Raw genomic sequence first — 17,807 nt, forward strand, 5'->3', positions numbered from 1 at the left:
ACGGGTTAGACAGCATTATGTTAGCCAAAATCAATTGGAGTCAAATGCGATGTTCCGTTGCCACAAAATTTTCACTTCCTTTTTCCTAGTAAAACCGCTAGCCTTAGTGCCACTAGCTAAGTAACAAATACGTAAAATTAATGGAGCAGTAATATGGCGGAGCAACAAGTGCAGCCTTTGCATAACGAAAAACATGCCAACACAAAAATCAAAAATGGCATTAACCTAGAATTTTTGAAAACTCAGCACCTCGTTCCTGTAGTTGCTCACGAGTTTGGTCGTGTTGCTAACGAATTTCCGATGGCATTCGTTAAAAATAATGAAACTGGCAAATTTCAAGCGGTAGCGATTTTTGGACTTGAACCAGGTGAAAACCTATTTGTAGATGGCGATAAGTGGGTAGCAGGTTTTGCCCCATTAGCTGTAACTCGCTACCCGTTAGGTCTTGTTAAGCACCCAGAAGAAGAGCAGTACGGTGTAGTTATCGATGAAGCTAGCCCGTTGGTAGGCGAGGAAGACGGTAATGCGCTGTTTGAAAATGGCGAAGAAACTGAATACCTGAAGCGTCGTAAAGATGCACTTGTGTCATTCATTGAATTCTCTGGTGTGACTGAAACCTTCACTCAGTATCTTGCAGATAAAGAGCTACTGGTACCACAAACGCTGACTGTGGATATTAAAGGCGAAAAGAAAGATATCTCAGGTATCTATCTAATTGATGAGAAAAAGTTAAATGAGCTAAGCGACGAAGCTTTCTTAGAGCTTCGCAAACGCGGTTACTTAGCGCCTATTTATTCGTTCCTAACGTCTACTCACCAAGTGGGTCGTCTGGCGCGTTTAAAAGCTCAGCGTGATGCTGACGCATAAATCGCATAAAGAGTGAAAAAGCCCAGCAATTGCTGGGCTTTTTTGTACCTGCTTGTTCAGTTATTACACGAATATGAAAATTGGACCAAAGTTTTATCTCTTTACCCTTGAGTAACGTCGGCCCATGTGAAAAAATTTGAGTTTATTTTGTAACCCCAACTCAGACACGAGGAATCAATTATGCGCATCATCCTATTAGGCGCACCCGGTGCAGGTAAAGGCACGCAAGCTCAGTTTTTAATGGACAAATACAACATTCCGCAAATCTCTACCGGCGATATGTTGCGCGCAGCTATTAAAGAGGGCACACCGCTTGGCTTAGAAGCGAAAAAGGTGATGGATGCCGGGCAACTTGTGTCTGACGAGATTATTATTGGTCTTGTAAAAGAGCGTGTCGCTAAGGCTGATTGTGAAAACGGTTTCTTGCTAGATGGTTTCCCACGTACCATCCCTCAAGCCGATGCAATGAAAGAAAATGGCATCGATGTCGATCACGTGATTGAGTTCGATGTGGCTGATGAAGTGATTGTTGAGCGTATGGGCGGGCGTCGTGTTCACCCAGGTTCTGGTCGTGTTTACCATGTGGTTTACAATCCACCTAAGGTGGATGGCAAAGATGATGTGACCGGTGAAGATTTGATCATCCGTGACGATGATACTGAAGAGACAGTACGCAAGCGTCTTGCTATATATCACGAGCAAACTAAGCCGTTAGTTGATTATTATCAAAAAGAAGCGGCTGCTGGCAACACCCAGTACCATAAACTCGATGGTACCCAAGCTGTTGAAGCAGTCAGCCAGCAGTTAGCCGAATTGCTAGGCTAACCCGGCACTAAAAAAACCGCCTTCCGGCGGTTTTTTTTGATCTTAGCGATTGTTTTCAAAGTATAATCACTTTTAATTTAGCGTTTAGGACTTCATTGCTATGTCACTTGCTTTATCGCAAAGCGCCAGCCGCTACGGGGTGTTGTTAGTTAATCTTGGTACCCCTGATGCGCCCACGTCAAAAGCCGTTCGTGTATATTTGCGCGAGTTTTTATCCGACACTCGCGTCGTTGAGATACCGCCAGCTGTGTGGTTTTTTATTCTCAATGGCATCATTCTTCCTATTCGCTCGCCCAAGGTGGCTAAAGCATACGCATCAATATGGCAGGAGCAAGGCTCGCCGCTGCGTGCAATTACCGAGCAACAAAGCATTGCCTTACGCCAGCACTTAGAACAAGGCACGGGAGAGGCTATTCACGTCGACTATGCCATGACCTATGGCAATCCCAGCATCGCTAGCCGCATTAAAGATATGCAGGCGCGCGGCATCGATAAAATAGCGGTGTTGCCACTGTATCCGCAGTACTCTGCGACGACCACGGCGGCGGTATTCGATAAGCTGATGGCGCATCTAAAAACCGTGCGTAACTTACCGGAAATTCGTTTCCTTAAGCACTACTACGAGAAGCCTAGCTATATTAATGCATTGGCGCAATCTATCGCTGATTACCGCGCTCAGCATGGCGAGGCGGATAAATTGATTTTCTCTTTTCATGGTATTCCTAAGCGCTGTGTTAAAAAAGGGGATCCTTACTTTGAGCATTGCCAAGCTACGGCGCAAAATACAGCAACCAAGTTGGGGCTCAGTGATGAGCAATGGATGATGACCTTCCAATCGCGTTTTGGTGCTGAAGAGTGGTTAAAACCCTATACCGATGAAACTTTGGAAGCGTTGCCAGAGCAAGGGGTGAAAACAGTGCAGGTGGTTTGCCCGGCTTTTGCTGCAGACTGCCTAGAAACCTTGGAAGAGATTTCCGTGGAAAACGCCGAAGTGTTCAAAGAGGCGGGAGGCGAGAGCCTTGATTACATTCCCGCACTCAATGATAGTGAGGTTCATATCGCCTTACTGGCTGAGCTAGCCCAGCAGCAATTGCAGAATTGGTAATACCAAAGGCGCCACATAATGCGCCTTTTTACTATCACCAATAAAACCGAGTCTATAAGCTATTCAGTGCTCTGATCGCATGATCGTAATTAGGCTCTTTGGATAGGTCGCTAACAAGTTGTTTGTAGATGACTTTGTGGTCTTTATCCAACACCAATACGGCACGGCTAAGCAAGCCCATATCTTTGATAAGTAAACCATACTGCTCACCAAAATCTCGCCATACTGCATCTGAGAGAGTCTCTAGCTTGTCAATTCCCTCTGCGGCGCAATAACGTTTTTGCGCAAAAGGTAAATCAGTGCTGACAGTTAACATAGCGACTTGAGGGAATTCGCTGGCCACTTTTTCATTGAAGTGCTTTGTTTGAATACTGCACACGCCAGTGTCTAAGCTCGGAACTACACTCAATAGGACTGCTTTGCCTTGGTAGTCATTTAAGCTGCGTGGTTCAAATTGGGCATTCACGGTACGAAAATCTGGTGCGGCATCACCCACTTTGACTCCTTTGCCTAACAGGGTGACAGGCTTTCCTTGGGCTGTGACTTTACCAGCATCAATGGTATTGATAGTCTCGCTTTGCTGAGCTAGCGCCACAGTGCTGCAGGTCAACAGGGTGCACAGTGCTAATTTCTTAAACATAACGCTCTCTTTTCTATTTTCTGCAAAATCCTATGAACTATTATATCTATACGCCAGTACAAAAGGATATAGCGGCGGTGGATATTTAAATTGTGTTTATTGTTATCTTTTATTAACATTAATACAGGCTAGTTTGCGATCAACAACAATAACAACGCATTCCGATACGACTAACCACCATTCAACGATCATGCGAGTGAGGTACTGCCTGTCATGAAAACACCAGTGTTAATTTGTGATGACTCCACAGTTGCTCGCAGGCAGTTAGCCCGTTCCCTACCCGAAGATTGGGAAATAAAACTGGAATACGCCGTCAACGGCGAAGACTGCCTAGACAAATTGCAGTCGTTCTCACCGGAAATCTTGTTTCTAGACCTCAACATGCCAGGCATGGATGGTTATCAAGTCTTGCAGGCCATCAAAGAGCGTAATATTCAGGTGCTCGTTGTGGTGGTCTCTGGTGATATCCAACCGACAGCGCACGAGCGTGTCCTTGCGCTTGGTGCGATTGATTTCATTGCCAAACCGTGCGATGCCAGCAAATTAGAGCAAATTATTGATCAGCACGGCATAAAAGATAAGGCGGCACGCCAACGTTTAGCCTTGCAGCTCGGGGAACAGCTTGACCCGGATATTCGTGACATTTATCAAGAGATCACCAATGTGGCGATGGGGCAAGCGGGTGACTTGCTCGCGCGGCTACTTAATGTATTCGTAAAGCTGCCCATTCCTAATGTAAACGTACTTGAAGTGAATGAGCTGGCAATGGCACTTCGCTCAATCGACCAAAATGCGGCAACTTCAGGCATCTGTCAGGGCTTTATTGGTGGGGGGATCTCGGGCGAGGCGTTGTTATTGCTTAATGACTCCAGCTTTAAAGAAATTGCTTCACTGATGAATTACGAGGGAGAGATCACCGATGCGGTAGAGCTCGAACTATTAATGGATGTCAGCAATATTTTAGTGGGCTCGGTACTTACCGGCTTAGCGAAGCAGCTTGATGTGGGTTTTTCCCAAGGCCACCCAGTGGTGCTCGGTCAGCATCGTGAAGTTGAAGAATTGGTCTCGGCCAACCGCTCGCGTTGGCAACGTACATTGGCGATAGAAATCAGCTATGGAATCGAGGACCACGATATAAATTGCGACCTCATGTTGTTGTTCACAGAAGATTCCCTGAAAACTCTCAAATACAAAGTCGAATACCTATTGGAAGATTAATTTATGCCTGCAGCTGATTTTAATATGCACGAAATACACTGGCTCATGGACATGTTCAATACTGTGGATGTGGGCCTTGTGGTATTGGATCGCAAATACCGGGTGTGCATATGGAATGGCTTTATGGAGAATCACTCTGGGCTGCTGCCTAGTGCGGTGAAAGACAAAGATTTATTCGACTTGTTCCCCAGCATTGATGAGAAGTGGTTTCGAACCAAAACCGAGTCAGTGTTTGTACTGAAAAACCGCTCATTCACTATTTGGGAGCAAAAACCCTATATTTTTCGCTTTAAGAACTACCGCCCGATCACTGGTAAAGCGAATCATATGTACCAAAATGCGACCTTCATCCCGTTAACCAGTACCACCGGAGATGTGACCCACGTATGCATCATTATTTATGATGTAACTGACGAGGCAGTGAATAAAATCGAATTGGAAGAAGCCAATCGCATGCTCGAGCAAATCAGTCGCACTGACGGGTTAACGCAATTACCTAATCGCAGCTTTTGGGAAGAAAGTCTGCAAAAAGAGTTTAAGCGTGTGAGTCGCTCACAAGGGCATGATAGCTTGTTAATGCTAGATATCGATCACTTCAAAAATATTAACGACAGTCATGGCCATGCGGCAGGAGATGAGGCGTTAAGACACATAGCCAACATTATAAGCAACACCTTGCGCGAAAGTGACATGGCTGGGCGTTATGGCGGTGAAGAGTTTGCTATTACTTTATATGATACAGATGCAGAAGGCGCCAAAGTATTTGCCGAGCGCTTGCGGGCACAGGTTGAAAGTTCGCAAGTGGTTGTTGACGAGGAAGTCATTAAAATGACTATTAGCGTAGGGATCGCTCAGTACGACAGCGCTTTTGAGCAACATGAGCAGTGGGTCGCCGCAGCAGACAAAGCGCTGTACAAGTCGAAACAGGAAGGGCGAAACCGCATTTCTATCGCTAACAACGGCGCTTAATTAAGCGTCGCTGTTTTGCGCTGCAGGGCACTGACTAAGCAGTTGGGTACTGCCATCTTGCTGCTCTTGCTCTAACCTCACTGCAAATCCCCACAACCGGTATAGGTGCTTCATCACCTCATCGCTTGAGTCCGCCAAAGGAATCGATTGATGTGGTACATAACGTAAAGTTAAAGAACGATCCCCTCTAATATCAACATCATAGATCTGAATATTAGGCTCATGGTTACTGAGGTTGTACTGCGCTGATAGGGTTTCCCTAATTGCTTGGTAACCTGCTTCATCGTGAATAGCCCCGACCTCCAAGTGAGGTTGTTGAGCATCATCAACGATGGAAAACAGTTTGAACTCCCGCATCATACGAGGAGAAAGGAATTGGCTGATGAAGCTCTCATCTTTGAAGTTTTGCATGGCAAAGTGCAGGGTCTCCAGCCAGTCACTGCCAGCATACTCCGGAAACCATTGTTTATCCTCATCCGTTGGGTTTTCGCAGATTCGGCGAATATCCGTCATCATATTAAACCCTAAGGCGTAAGGGTTAATCCCCGAGTAGTAGTTACTGTTGTAGGGAGGTTGATACACCACATTAGTGTGGCTTTGCAGTACTTCGAGCATAAAGCCGTCGGTGACCTTTCCTTCATCATACAGATGATTAAGTATGGTGTAATGCCAAAAAGTAGCCCAGCCTTCATTCATTACTTGGGTTTGTTTTTGTGGATAAAAGTACTGCGAGATTTTGCGTACAATACGCACAATTTCTCGTTGCCACGGTTCCAGTAAAGGCGCATTTTTTTCGATGAAATAAAGAATATTTTCTTGCGGCTCACGAGGAAAACGCTCGCGCTTTTGTTTGCTGTGCGACTCAGCCTCTGGAATTGTGCGCCATAACTCATTAACCTGAGACTGTAAGTAGTCTGCTCGCTCTTTCTGTCGTCTCTTTTCTTCGAACAAAGAGATTTGCTGTGGCCTTTTATAGCGATCCACACCGTAATTCATTAGCGCATGGCAGGAGTCGAGAATATTCTCCACTTCATCAATACCGTATTTTTGCTCGCATTCGCCAATGTAGTTTTTGGCAAAGAGTAAGTAGTCAATAATGGAACCGGCATCCGTCCAGGTTTTAAACAGATAGTTACCCTTAAAAAATGAGTTGTGGCCATAGCAGGCGTGAGCCATGACTAGGGCCTGCATCGGCATGGTGTTTTCTTCCATCAGGTATGCGATACAAGGGTTGGAGTTAATCACAATCTCATAGGCCAGTCCCATTTGTCCGCGCTTGTAGTTTTGCTCAGTTTGGATAAATTTCTTACCGTACGACCAATGGTTGTAGCCAATAGGCATACCGACACTGGAGTACGCATCCATCATTTGCTCAGCGGTGATCACTTCAATTTGGTTCGGGTAAGTATCAAGCTTATAGTGTTGTGCAACGCGTTTTATTTCGTCGCGGTATTGCTCAAGCAAATCAAAAGTCCAATCTGGACCATCACTTAATGGCTTTCGAGTCATAATCGCCCCTCATTACTAGGCGCTACGCGCCGTTTTGTTGGCGTTTTTCTTAAATAGCTCTCGGAAAATAGGATAAATATCATCAACAGCACGAATGTGCTCTATGGCAAAGTTGCTGAATTGAGCCGCGAGTTGCTCATACTCTCGCCACAAGCTTTGGTGTGCACGATTGGTGATTTCGACATAGGCATAGTATCGCACCATGGGTAAGATTTTGTTGCTCAGCAAATCGGCGCATTGCGGTGAATCATCTGCCCAATTGTCGCCATCGGACGCCTGCGCTGCGTAGATATTCCATTCACTGGATGCGTATCGCTCACTCACTATTTGATGCATCAGTTTTAATGCGCTGGAGACAATGGTGCCGCCAGTCTCTTGCGAGTAAAAAAACTCTTGTTCGTCGACCTCCTTGGCTTGAGTATGATGGCGGATATACACCACCTCAATGTTTTCATAGCTGCGGGTAAGAAATAGGTAGAGAAGAATGTAAAAGCGTTTCGCCATGTCTTTGGTGGCTTGATCCATTGAGCCAGAGACATCCATAAGGCAAAACATAACGGCCTTAGAAGTGGGGTGCGGACGCTTTTCGTAGTTGCGAAAGCGTAAGTCGTAATTATCAATAAAAGGCACCGCAGATATTTTTCGCTCAAGCACTTCTATCTGCTCAAGGAGCGCGTTAATTTTGGTTTGCTCTGGTACGGGGGCATGCTCAAGTTCAACCAATTGCGCTTTTAGTTCAGCGAGCTCGCGTCGCTTTGCTGCGGTCATCGCCACTCTTCGGGCCAGTGAACCTTGTAAAGACCGAACAATATCAATATTGCTTGGCATGCCATCGCTGCAAAAACCAGCGCGGTGCGTTTTCATTTGTACCAGCTTATCGACACTGGTTTCTTGTAAGTTCGGTAGTTCTAAATCTTCAAATAATAAGTCTAGATACTCATCCTTTGAAATTGAGAATACAAACTCATCTTGCCCTTCGCCTTGATCGCTGGCTTCGCCCTCGCCAGCGCCGCCGCCTTGACTCTGCGGCGGGCGTTTTATTTTATCGCCTTTATTAAATTGGTCGTTGCCCGGGTGCACCTGCTCACGATGCCCCCCGCGACCTTGGTGAAAAAAAGGCTCCTTGATGTCTTTGGCGGGGATAGAAATGCTTTCCCCGCTAGAGACATCAGTAACACTGCGTTTATTTATCGCGTCTGAAACGGCTTCTTTAATTTGCTTTTTATAGCGGCGAATAAAGCGCTGTCTGTTTAACGTGCTTTTATTCTTGCCGTTCAGGCGCCTATCGATAAAGTGCGCCATAAAACCTCCCTCAACTCACTACGTGCTGGTTACTGCGATTTGCGAACGCGCAAATACCACTCAGACAGTAAGCGCACTTGTTTCTGGGTGTAGCCTTTTTCAACCATTCGGTTAACGAAGTCTTCGTGTTTTTTCTGATCCTCTGCTGATGTCTTGGTATTAAATGAGATAACCGGCAGTAAGTCCTCGGTGTTGGAGAACATTTTTTTCTCAATCACTGTGCGCAGTTTCTCGTAGCTAGTCCAAAGCGGATTCTTACCGTTGTTGTGAGCGCGCGCTCTTAAAACAAAATTAACGATCTCATTGCGGAAGTCTTTGGGGTTAGAAATACCCGCAGGTTTTTCGATTTTCTCCAGCTCAGCATTGAGTGCGGCGCGGTCGAATAGCTGCCCGGTGTCAGGGTCGCGGTATTCTTGATCTTGGATCCAAAAGTCGGCATAGGTGACGTAGCGATCGAAGATATTTTGCCCGTACTCGGAGTAAGACTCTAAGTAAGCCGTTTGTAGCTCTTTACCGATAAATTCGACATATTGAGGGATCAGGTAGCCTTTCAAGTGCGACAAATAACGTTCTTGCACTTCGGCGCTGTATTGCTCCCGTTCTATCTGCTGTTCTAACACATAGAAAAGATGGACCGGGTTGGCAGCCACTTCACTGTGATCAAAGTTAAACACGCGCGACAAGATTTTAAATGCAAAGCGGGTTGATAACCCAGTCATGCCCTCGTCGACGCCGGCGTAGTCGCGGTACTCTTGGTAGGATTTTGCTTTGGGGTCGGTATCTTTCAGGCTTTCACCATCGTAGACCCGCATCTTTGAGTAAATACTGGAGTTTTCAGGCTCTTTTAGCCGCGATAACACCGAAAACTTCGCTAGGGTTTCTAAGGTGCCTGGAGCACACGGAGCGTCGCTTAATTCGCTGTTGTGCAGTAACTTATCGTAGATTTTTACTTCTTCAGTGACGCGTAAGCAATACGGCACTTTAACGATGTAAACCCTGTCTAAAAAGGCTTCATTATTCTTATTATTTTTAAACGTTTGCCACTCTGATTCATTTGAGTGGGCCAAAATAATGCCATTAAAGGGCAGGGCGGAAATCCCCTCAGTACCGTTGTAGTTGCCTTCTTGGGTGGCAGTTAGCAGCGGGTGCAGTACTTTAATGGGTGCTTTGAACATTTCGACGAATTCCATCAAGCCTTGGTTGGCAAGACATAAAGCGCCTGAGTATGCGTACGCATCTGGATCGTTTTGCGCGTAATGTTCAAGTTTACGAATATCAACTTTACCCACTAGAGCGGAGATATCTTGGTTGTTTTCATCACCAGGCTCAGTTTTGGCAATGGCCACTTGATTTAAAATAGAGGGGTAGCGCTTTACCACCTTAAATTGACTGATGTCACCATTGTATTCTTTTAATCTTTTCGCTGCCCAAGGCGACATGATGGTACGTAAATAACGCTTTTTAATGCCGTATTCTTTTTCTAGCAGTTCGCCGTCTTCAATGGCATTAAAAAGGCTCAGGGGGTGATCATTCACCGGTGAGCCTTTAAGACAGTAAATAGGCACTTGTTGCATCAAGTACTTAAGCTTTTCAGCAATCGATGATTTACCACCGCCCACAGGACCAAGCAAGTATAATACTTGTTTACACTCCTCTAGGCCTTGTGCGGCGTGTTTTAGGTAGGAAACAATCTGCTCAATGGCATCTTCCATACCATAAAACTCATTGAATGCCGGGTATCTTGGTACAACTCGGTTAGAGAAAAGCCGACTTAACACCGCATCTTGCGATGTATCGACCATTTCTGGCTCGCCTATGGCTGTTAGCAGGCGCTCTGGTGCCGTGACATAGGCTGTCTTGTCTTTTTTGCACAGCTCTAGAAACTCGCTAATGCTGTACTCTTCTTCCTGGGATGCTTCAAATCGTGATTGATAATGCTCGAAAATTGTCATACCGACCTCCAAGTTACCCGAAGCTGAGATGAAAGGGTGGAAAGATGCGACTCGGTACTTAAAGCGTAGACAGTAAAGTGAAATTTTGCGAAATATATTAGGAATTTAGTTATTCATATTTAGCGCCATGAATAGCCACAAAAAAGCCGCATGAGCATGGTGCGCACACGGCTTTTGTCAATCCAGAGCAAACAGGTGAAAAAATTTCACCTATCTATATCAGCGGCTGGATTAAGCGCTGAAGTTCTGGTTTGCGAAGTCCCAGTTTACTAGTGACCAGAAGCCTTTAAGGTAATCTGGACGTACATTGCGGTAGTCAATGTAGTAAGCGTGTTCCCAAAGGTCAACAGTCAGAACTGGGGTTACGCCTTGCTCAGTTAGAGGCGTAGCTGCATTTGATGTGTTAACGATATCCAATGAACCGTCTGCAGTTTTAACTAGCCAAGTCCAGCTCGAACCAAAGTTGTTTACTGCTTTGTCATTAAATGCTTCTTGGAACGCTTCAAAAGAGCCCCATTTAGCGTTAATTGCATCGGCTACAGCGCCGGTTGGTGCACCACCACCGTTTGGAGAAAGGCTGTGCCAGTAGAACGTGTGGTTCCAGATCTGAGCAGCATTATTGAAAACACCGCCTTCAGATGAGCACACGATTTCTTCGAGAGATTTACCTTCGAAATCAGTACCAGCAATAAGGCCATTTAGCTTTTGCACGTAGGTGTTGTGGTGTTTACCGTGGTGATACTCAAGCGTCTCTTGAGAGATATGTGGCTCTAATGCATTGATTTCGTATGGTAGTGACGGTAGTTCAAATGCCATGTTTTTCTCCATCTATCATTATTTGAAAAAAGGGCAAGCAGCTGCGCGCGGACTGCGCAAAGTGTACTGAATGCCATTATAGTGGTACTATAATTCCTGAGTATTTTACTCAAGTTTTAGCAAACAGCAACGCCAAAACGGCGACAAGTGCCTGAACCTGCGTTTACAGTAAACGTCTTATACGACGATTTTGCTACATCAGAGCAAAAAATATCGCCGGTGCCTTCATCACCGTCATGCTACGGTATCAACAGCGCGCTGTTTGCTTTAAAATTACTACTAACGATAGACATTGTGGTCAAAGTGATGGATTTCAACACTTACCGTCACATTTAACAGAAATTGAGGTTGTACATGGAAACCGTTGAAAAGATTAAACAGCAAATTGCTGAAAATCCCATTCTGCTTTATATGAAAGGCTCTCCAAAACTACCAAGCTGTGGCTTTTCTTCTCAAGCAGCGCAAGCGATGATCTCTTGCGGCGAGCAGTTTGCTTACGTTGATATCCTACAAAACCCGGATATTCGTGCTGAGTTACCCAAATATGCGAACTGGCCAACTTTCCCGCAGTTATGGGTGGAAGGTGAGTTAGTTGGTGGTTGCGACATTATTATTGAGATGTTCCAACGCGGCGAGCTACAGCCTCTCATTGAGCAAACAGCGGCAAAGTACAAAGACGCTGATAGCGAATAAGAGTAAAAAAGCCAGGTTCTCCTGGCTTTTTTATTAACAGTAGGGCCCTGTTCAGAGGCTTTTATTGATAGCACCGAGCAGCAACGTATTTCTTAATAAAGAAGCAATTTTTCGAATCCCTCCGTAAAACTTTCTATCTGCACAACTTCGGTTAAACTTTGTTATTAATAGCAGTTTATTGGGCGTGCCTTGTATGTTCATGCTTTATATTCGTATGACCGTTTTAATTTTGGCAGTGGTCTTAATCCCCGCAAGCTACTCATACGCGCAGCGTCAATCTATTACGATTGACTATCAAGTAAATGATGCAACCAAGAGTTACACAGGTTTTTGGCGTGGCAGCACCTTTATTGTCGATGCGGGGCTTGAGCGTAATGTGATCGTCGCGACGCTTGATTGGCCTCCTTACTTGGAACGTAATCAATGTCAGGGGGGCTGGCTATTGCATTACATGGCGGCATTGCTATTGCAGGCTGGGTATAACCCTGAGTTCAGGTTTTTGCCTTGGGCCCGGGCGGTGCGTATGACTGAATTAGGTCATGCGGATATTTTGGCTCCTGAGTATGAAATAGAATCATCCGCGCCCTCAGATGTCATTCCTGGCAGCACACGGCTTAATCACCTCGCATTGTCCTCAGCACTTGCGCATGCACCGGTGCATTATGTGGCTGCAGCTGACAGTGCTATCACCCAGGCCCCACGAGTATCGGAATTGCCCAATTACTCTCTTGGTATCGTTCGTGGCTATCAAAATGCCCCCCAGGTAGACCAAGTGATCGATAGTGGCCAAGTCATTGTTCAGCAAGCTATAGATGATGCGCAAAACCTTAACTTAGTGGTTAACGGGCGCGTTAACCTCATTATTGGCGATCCCTTAGTATTACATACCGTAGCCAGTGCAAACGGTATTGACCGCGCTGCCTACCGAGTATTGCAACCAAGCATAACCAATCAGCCATTGTATTTTGCGCTGTCGAAAACGCGCCCACAGTGGCAAGTGTTGATGCAAGATATTAATCAAACCATTCCTGTTGCCAGTGCTCAGCAACTGCGCCAACAGCTTACTGAGCGTATTGACGAGCACTGTGCAGCTCAGAGCGCATATTAAGGTGAATTTTTATTCGTAACATGAATAATTATTCATGTACACCCCATCTTTACGTTAACGTAAACGTTCGATTTTATACTCGCTATTTAAACGATTTGTAAATATGACACTGGTGTCATATAAAAAATAACGAGTATAAATAGTAAAAATACCTCCATCTTCCCTTGCTTTGCATATGTTTACAAAGCGTGAAAAATATTCAAGAATGTGAATATGTATTCATGATTTCATTGACACTCTGTTTGCAAAGCGTTAGCGTTGACGGTCTGCTAGGCCGTCTGTAAGGGTTGCTTACAACGCGGTTAGCACGCAGTAGCAAGGGGGAGAGGAGTCCGCAAATGTTATATGACTCAGCATTAGAAAAAGATAATTGTGGCTTTGGCTTGATAGCCCAAGTCAATGGGCAAGCCAGCCATAAACTGATTCGCACCGCGATCACGGGCCTTGCCCGTATGGAACATCGGGGGGGGATTTCTGCAGACGGTAAAACCGGTGATGGCTGTGGCTTGCTGATGCAAAAACCAGACAGCTTTTTTCGAGCTGTAGCCAAAGAAAACAACTGGTTACTGGGCAAGAACTATGCTGTGGGAATGGTTTTCCTAAGCCAAGATCCGGTTCAAGCTGAAGCGGCAAAACGTGTTATCACCAAAGAACTAGAACAAGAAACACTGACCCTACAAGGGTGGCGTGAAGTGCCGACCGATACCAGTTACTTAGGCGATATTGCCTTAAAGCAGTTGCCACAGTTTATGCAGGTTTTCGTCAGTGCCCCGGAAGGATGGCGACCAAAAGATTTGGAACGTCGGTTATACATTGCCCGCCGCCGTATCGAAAAACAGTTAGAACAGGATAAGGATTTTTACATTGCTAGCCTGTCTGGGTTAGTCACCGTATATAAAGGCTTGATGATGCCAGAGGACTTGCCAAATTTTTATCTCGATTTGGCAGATATCCGCATGACCTCGGCAATTTGTGTTTTTCACCAACGTTTTTCCACTAATACCCAGCCGCGATGGCCCTTAGCACAGCCGTTCCGCTATCTGGCTCATAACGGTGAAATCAACACCATAACGGGCAACCGACAATGGGCTCGGGCTCGTGCTTATAAATTTTCCTCGCCACTGCTGCCTGATTTGCAAAGTGCCGCCCCTTTTGTCAACGAGAGTGGCTCAGATTCTTCAAGCTTGGATAATATGCTGGAGCTGTTTTTAGCCGGGGGGATGGATCTGTTCCGGGCGATGCGCATGTTAGTGCCACCGGCATGGCAAAAGAACCGAGCGATGGATGATGATCTGCGCGCATTTTACGATTTCAACTCTATGCATATGGAGCCTTGGGATGGACCTGCGGGCATTGTGATGTCCGATGGTCGCTTTGCGGCATGTAATCTCGATCGTAACGGCTTGAGACCTGCTCGCTATGTGGTGACCCAAGATGGTTTTATTACCTTGGCTTCAGAAGTCGGGATTTGGGATTATGCCGCCGATGAGGTGGTGGAGAAGGGCCGTGTTGGTCCCGGTGAACTGATGGTGGTTGATACCCTGCATGGCAAGGTATGGCACTCAGGAGAAATCGATCAAGACCTCAAAGCAAGGCATCCTTACAAACAGTGGCTGGAGCAAAACGTTAAGCGCCTCACACCTTTTGAGAAGCTGACCGACAAAGAAGCCGGTAACCGTTCGTTTGACGCTGATACGCTACTGATTTATCAGAAAATGTTTGCGTACACCAATGAGGAGTTGGACCAGGTCATTCGGGTGATGGGTGAAAATGGCCAAGAAGCCACCGGTTCAATGGGCGATGACACGCCATTTGCGGTACTTTCTGAAGGCCATCGCTCCTTATATGATTATTTTCGACAAAAATTTGCTCAGGTCACGAATCCACCTATCGATCCATTGCGGGAAAACCATGTCATGTCACTAACGACCTGCATTGGCCGTGAGCAAAATGTTTTCAATGAGACCACAGGACACGCTAAGCGCTTGCAATTTGATTCGCCAGTGCTGATGTACTCGGATATGGTGCAGCTGCGCAGTGCCAATGATGAGCACTATAGCCACAGCCAAGTGGACCTAAACTACACCAGTGATGAGACCTTAGAGCAGGCGTTGGAACGCGTTTGTGATGAGGCGCAGCGTAAGGCTGAAGAAGGCGCGGTGATGGTGATTTTAACCGACCGCCATATTACCCAAGACAGCCTGCCTATTCCGGCGGCAATGGCCGTTGGTGCGGTTCAGCAACGTTTAGTGAATAACAACTTGCGTTGTGACACCAATATAATTATCGAAACTGCAAGCGCACGCGATCCTCATCATTTCGCGGTGTTACTTGGTTTTGGTGCAACCGCTATTTACCCTTACCTCGCCTATGAGTCGCTGGTGGCGATGAGCGATAACAAGGTGATCGACAAGAGCTACCGCGAAGTGACGCTGTCTTATCGCAATGCTATCAACAAAGGGTTGTTTAAGATTATGTCGAAAATGGGGATCAGTACCATTTCTTCATACCGGTGCTCAATGTTGTTCGAAGCGGTGGGGTTATCCGATAAAGTGGTCGAGCTATGTTTTAAAGGCGTGGCGAGTCGTATCGCTGGTGCCTGTTTTGCGGATTTTGAGCACGACCAAGGCAAGTTGCGCAAACTGGCATTTAGTGCACGTAAACTGCTCTCCCATGGTGGGCTGTTAAAATACGTTCATGGCGGCGAATATCACGCTTATAACCCCGATGTGATCCAAACACTGCAAACCGCAGTGCGCTCAGGAGACTATGGGGACTATCAACGTTATGCGGCCTTGGTAAACAATCGTCCCATCACTAATTTGCGCGATATGCTCGCGCTGCGCAGCGATACTAAGGCCATTAGTGTCGATGATGTTGAGCCGGCAGAAGCGCTTTACCAGCGTTTTGATTCTGCCGCCATGAGTATCGGCGCTTTATCGCCAGAAGCGCATGAAGCTCTGGCAATTGCGATGAACCGCTTAGGCGGGTGTTCAAACTCGGGTGAGGGGGGCGAGGACAAGCTGCGCTTTGGTACCGAGAAAAATTCACGTATTAAACAAGTGGCATCAGGACGCTTTGGCGTCACTCCGCACTATCTGCGCAGTGCTGATGTTATCCAAATCAAAGTCGCCCAAGGCGCTAAGCCTGGCGAGGGAGGTCAGCTGCCCGGTGAGAAGGTCACACCTTATATCGCAAAACTTCGGTATTCGGTACCAGGTGTGACCTTAATTTCACCTCCACCACACCACGATATTTACTCTATTGAGGATTTGGCGCAGCTGATATTCGACCTCAAGCAGGTGAATCCAAGTGCGATGATCTCGGTTAAGTTGGTGTCAGAGCCAGGGGTCGGCACCATTGCTACCGGTGTGGCCAAAGCTTACGCTGATCTTATCACCATAGCCGGGTACGACGGTGGTACCGGGGCCAGCCCGCTGACATCAGTGAAGTATGCGGGTAGCCCGTGGGAGTTGGGATTAGCGGAAACGCAGCAAGCCTTAGTCGAAAATGGCTTGCGTCATCGCATTCGTTTGCAAACAGACGGCGGTTTAAAAACTGGCCTAGATATCATTAAGGCGGCCATTCTCGGCGCTGAAAGCTTTGGTTTTGGCACCGGACCTATGGTGGCTCTGGGGTGTAAATACCTACGTATTTGTCACCTCAATAACTGCGCAACCGGTGTAGCGACGCAAGACGAGACGTTACGGGCCAAGCATTATCATGGCTTGCCTGAGATGGCGATGAACTACTTTAGGTTTATTGCCCAAGAAGCGCGAGAAATCATGGCATCGCTGGGTGTCACGCGGCTAGTGGATTTAATTGGTCGCACCGAATTACTCGAAGCCATTGAGGGCAAAACGCCGAAACAGCAAAAAGTCGACCTCAGTCATTTATTGGAGAAGCCCAATAATATCAGCGGTGAGACCTTATACTGCTCGGTGCACAATACTTCGCATTATACGGGGCGCTTGAATGAGGAGCTGCTCGATAAAGCCAAGGAGGCCATTGATAACTTATCGGGTTTAAATTTGGTGAGCCGCATCAATAACACCGATCGTTCCATTGGTGGCATGCTCTCAGGCTATATTGCCTCGAAGCACGGTAATCAGGGAATGGCTGCTGATCCAATTCGTCTTGAGCTACATGGCACCGCAGGGCAATCCTTTGGTGTGTTTAATGCCGGTGGTCTCGAGATGACCCTTATTGGCGATGCTAATGATTATGTCGGTAAAGGCATGGCCGGCGGGCGTTTAGTCGTTCGCCCACCAATGGGCTCATGTTTCCAATCGCACCAAGCGGCAATTATTGGCAATACCTGTCTATATGGTGCAACTGGTGGTCATTTATATGCTGCTGGTTGTGCTGGCGAGCGCTTTGGCGTGCGTAACTCCGGCGTCACTGCTGTGGTTGAAGGCTTAGGAGATAATGGCTGCGAATACATGACCGGCGGCGTCGTATGTGTGCTTGGTAAGGTTGGGGTGAACTTTGGTGCGGGGATGACAGGTGGTTTTGCCTATGTACTCGACGAAGCCCAAGACTTTGATAAACGCATCAACCCCGAGCTGGTGGAAATTGTCGAACTAGACAACTTAGTAACACATCATGAGCACCTCCGTGGATTGATAGCTGAACACTTAGAACTCACCGGTTCACAGCGAGCCGAGGCTATTCTTGCTAGCTTTGATCTGTATCTACCGCTGTTTAAGTTGGTGAAACCAAGATCCAGTGATGTGCAGAGTTTATTGGGCCACCGCGCCCGCAGTAGCGCGGAGTTGCGCGTACAGGCGCAGTAGGAGGAAG

Annotated in this window: 13 protein-coding genes; 8 read left to right on the top strand and 5 right to left on the bottom strand. The window is 46.7% G+C overall.

The window, feature by feature from the left end; genetic code table 11:
* Positions 1 to 153: 153 nt before the first annotated feature.
* The 3 genes from W04_RS15410 to hemH all read left to right on the top strand — a co-directional run bounded on the left by W04_RS15410 (position 154) and on the right by hemH (position 2,797).
* Positions 154 to 867 carry a SapC family protein gene (locus tag W04_RS15410; protein ID WP_053911505.1) on the top strand — a complete coding sequence of 238 codons (714 nt, stop codon included), beginning with the start codon at positions 154 to 156 and terminating at the stop codon, positions 865 to 867.
* Between the two features lie 180 nt (positions 868 to 1,047).
* Entirely contained in the window at positions 1,048 to 1,692 is a 645-nt protein-coding gene (gene adk / locus W04_RS15415; RefSeq protein WP_022946156.1) for an adenylate kinase, read from the top strand.
* Positions 1,693 to 1,792: 100 nt separating this feature from the next.
* Positions 1,793 to 2,797, top strand: coding sequence for a ferrochelatase (hemH, locus tag W04_RS15420; protein WP_053911506.1), 1,005 nt, complete (start codon positions 1,793 to 1,795; stop codon positions 2,795 to 2,797).
* A gap of 52 nt (positions 2,798 to 2,849) precedes the next feature.
* On the opposite strand, the gene tpx is transcribed toward hemH, so the two are convergent.
* Positions 2,850 to 3,437 (bottom strand): thiol peroxidase, encoded by a 588-nt coding sequence (gene tpx, locus W04_RS15425; protein WP_022946158.1) that lies wholly within the window; start codon positions 3,435 to 3,437, stop codon positions 2,850 to 2,852.
* Between the two features lie 213 nt (positions 3,438 to 3,650).
* Between tpx and W04_RS15430 the strand changes: the two genes are divergently transcribed.
* Complete coding sequence (locus W04_RS15430; protein WP_022946159.1) at positions 3,651 to 4,655, top strand: response regulator; 1,005 nt, start codon at positions 3,651 to 3,653, stop codon at positions 4,653 to 4,655.
* A 3-nt stretch (positions 4,656 to 4,658) separates the two neighbouring features.
* Positions 4,659 to 5,624, top strand: coding sequence for a diguanylate cyclase (locus W04_RS15435; RefSeq protein WP_022946160.1), 966 nt, complete (start codon positions 4,659 to 4,661; stop codon positions 5,622 to 5,624).
* Here the strand turns inward: W04_RS15435 and W04_RS15440 are convergent, their stop codons facing one another.
* From W04_RS15440 to W04_RS15455, 4 genes are all read right to left on the bottom strand, one after another.
* Positions 5,625 to 7,133 carry a SpoVR family protein gene (locus tag W04_RS15440; RefSeq protein WP_053911507.1) on the bottom strand — a complete coding sequence of 503 codons (1,509 nt, stop codon included), beginning with the start codon at positions 7,131 to 7,133 and terminating at the stop codon, positions 5,625 to 5,627.
* Positions 7,134 to 7,148: 15 nt separating this feature from the next.
* On the bottom strand, positions 7,149 to 8,435 hold the full coding sequence (locus W04_RS15445) for a YeaH/YhbH family protein (protein ID WP_053911508.1): 1,287 nt from the start codon (positions 8,433 to 8,435) through the stop codon (positions 7,149 to 7,151).
* A 29-nt stretch (positions 8,436 to 8,464) separates the two neighbouring features.
* Positions 8,465 to 10,387, bottom strand: coding sequence for a PrkA family serine protein kinase (locus tag W04_RS15450; RefSeq protein WP_022946163.1), 1,923 nt, complete (start codon positions 10,385 to 10,387; stop codon positions 8,465 to 8,467).
* Positions 10,388 to 10,618: 231 nt separating this feature from the next.
* A complete protein-coding gene (locus W04_RS15455; protein ID WP_053911509.1) occupies positions 10,619 to 11,203 on the bottom strand; it encodes a superoxide dismutase in 585 nt (194 codons plus the stop codon).
* A gap of 354 nt (positions 11,204 to 11,557) precedes the next feature.
* On the opposite strand from W04_RS15455, the gene W04_RS15460 reads away from it, so the two are divergent.
* From W04_RS15460 to gltB, 3 genes are all read left to right on the top strand, one after another.
* The gene (locus W04_RS15460; protein ID WP_022946165.1) at positions 11,558 to 11,896 is read left to right on the top strand and encodes a Grx4 family monothiol glutaredoxin; all 339 of its coding nucleotides are present in this window, start codon (positions 11,558 to 11,560) and stop codon (positions 11,894 to 11,896) included.
* A gap of 193 nt (positions 11,897 to 12,089) precedes the next feature.
* Positions 12,090 to 13,004, top strand: coding sequence for an ABC transporter substrate-binding protein (locus W04_RS15465; RefSeq protein WP_053911510.1), 915 nt, complete (start codon positions 12,090 to 12,092; stop codon positions 13,002 to 13,004).
* Positions 13,005 to 13,342: 338 nt separating this feature from the next.
* Positions 13,343 to 17,800: a glutamate synthase large subunit gene (gene gltB, locus W04_RS15470; RefSeq protein WP_053911511.1), complete on the top strand. Its 4,458-nt coding sequence runs from the start codon at positions 13,343 to 13,345 to the stop codon at positions 17,798 to 17,800.
* The last annotated feature ends 7 nt before the right edge of the window (positions 17,801 to 17,807 follow it).

Origin of the sequence: Pseudoalteromonas sp. SW0106-04, from assembly GCF_001293805.1 — a bacterium.
Taxonomy (GTDB): Bacteria; Pseudomonadota; Gammaproteobacteria; order Enterobacterales; family Alteromonadaceae; genus Pseudoalteromonas; species Pseudoalteromonas ruthenica.

Excerpts from the sequence above, each read along its gene's own strand:
- W04_RS15450 (WP_022946163.1), bottom strand. The coding sequence starts at position 10,387 with ATGACAATTTTCGAGCATTATCAATCACGATTTGAAGCATCCCAGGAA.
- W04_RS15410 (WP_053911505.1), top strand. The coding sequence starts at position 154 with ATGGCGGAGCAACAAGTGCAGCCTTTGCATAACGAAAAACATGCCAAC.
- W04_RS15445 (WP_053911508.1), bottom strand. The coding sequence starts at position 8,435 with ATGGCGCACTTTATCGATAGGCGCCTGAACGGCAAGAATAAAAGCACG.
- gltB (WP_053911511.1), top strand. The coding sequence starts at position 13,343 with ATGTTATATGACTCAGCATTAGAAAAAGATAATTGTGGCTTTGGCTTG.
- hemH (WP_053911506.1), top strand. The coding sequence starts at position 1,793 with ATGTCACTTGCTTTATCGCAAAGCGCCAGCCGCTACGGGGTGTTGTTA.
- W04_RS15465 (WP_053911510.1), top strand. The coding sequence starts at position 12,090 with ATGTTCATGCTTTATATTCGTATGACCGTTTTAATTTTGGCAGTGGTC.
- W04_RS15455 (WP_053911509.1), bottom strand. The coding sequence starts at position 11,203 with ATGGCATTTGAACTACCGTCACTACCATACGAAATCAATGCATTAGAG.
- W04_RS15460 (WP_022946165.1), top strand. The coding sequence starts at position 11,558 with ATGGAAACCGTTGAAAAGATTAAACAGCAAATTGCTGAAAATCCCATT.
- adk (WP_022946156.1), top strand. The coding sequence starts at position 1,048 with ATGCGCATCATCCTATTAGGCGCACCCGGTGCAGGTAAAGGCACGCAA.
- W04_RS15440 (WP_053911507.1), bottom strand. The coding sequence starts at position 7,133 with ATGACTCGAAAGCCATTAAGTGATGGTCCAGATTGGACTTTTGATTTG.
- W04_RS15435 (WP_022946160.1), top strand. The coding sequence starts at position 4,659 with ATGCCTGCAGCTGATTTTAATATGCACGAAATACACTGGCTCATGGAC.
- W04_RS15430 (WP_022946159.1), top strand. The coding sequence starts at position 3,651 with ATGAAAACACCAGTGTTAATTTGTGATGACTCCACAGTTGCTCGCAGG.
- tpx (WP_022946158.1), bottom strand. The coding sequence starts at position 3,437 with ATGTTTAAGAAATTAGCACTGTGCACCCTGTTGACCTGCAGCACTGTG.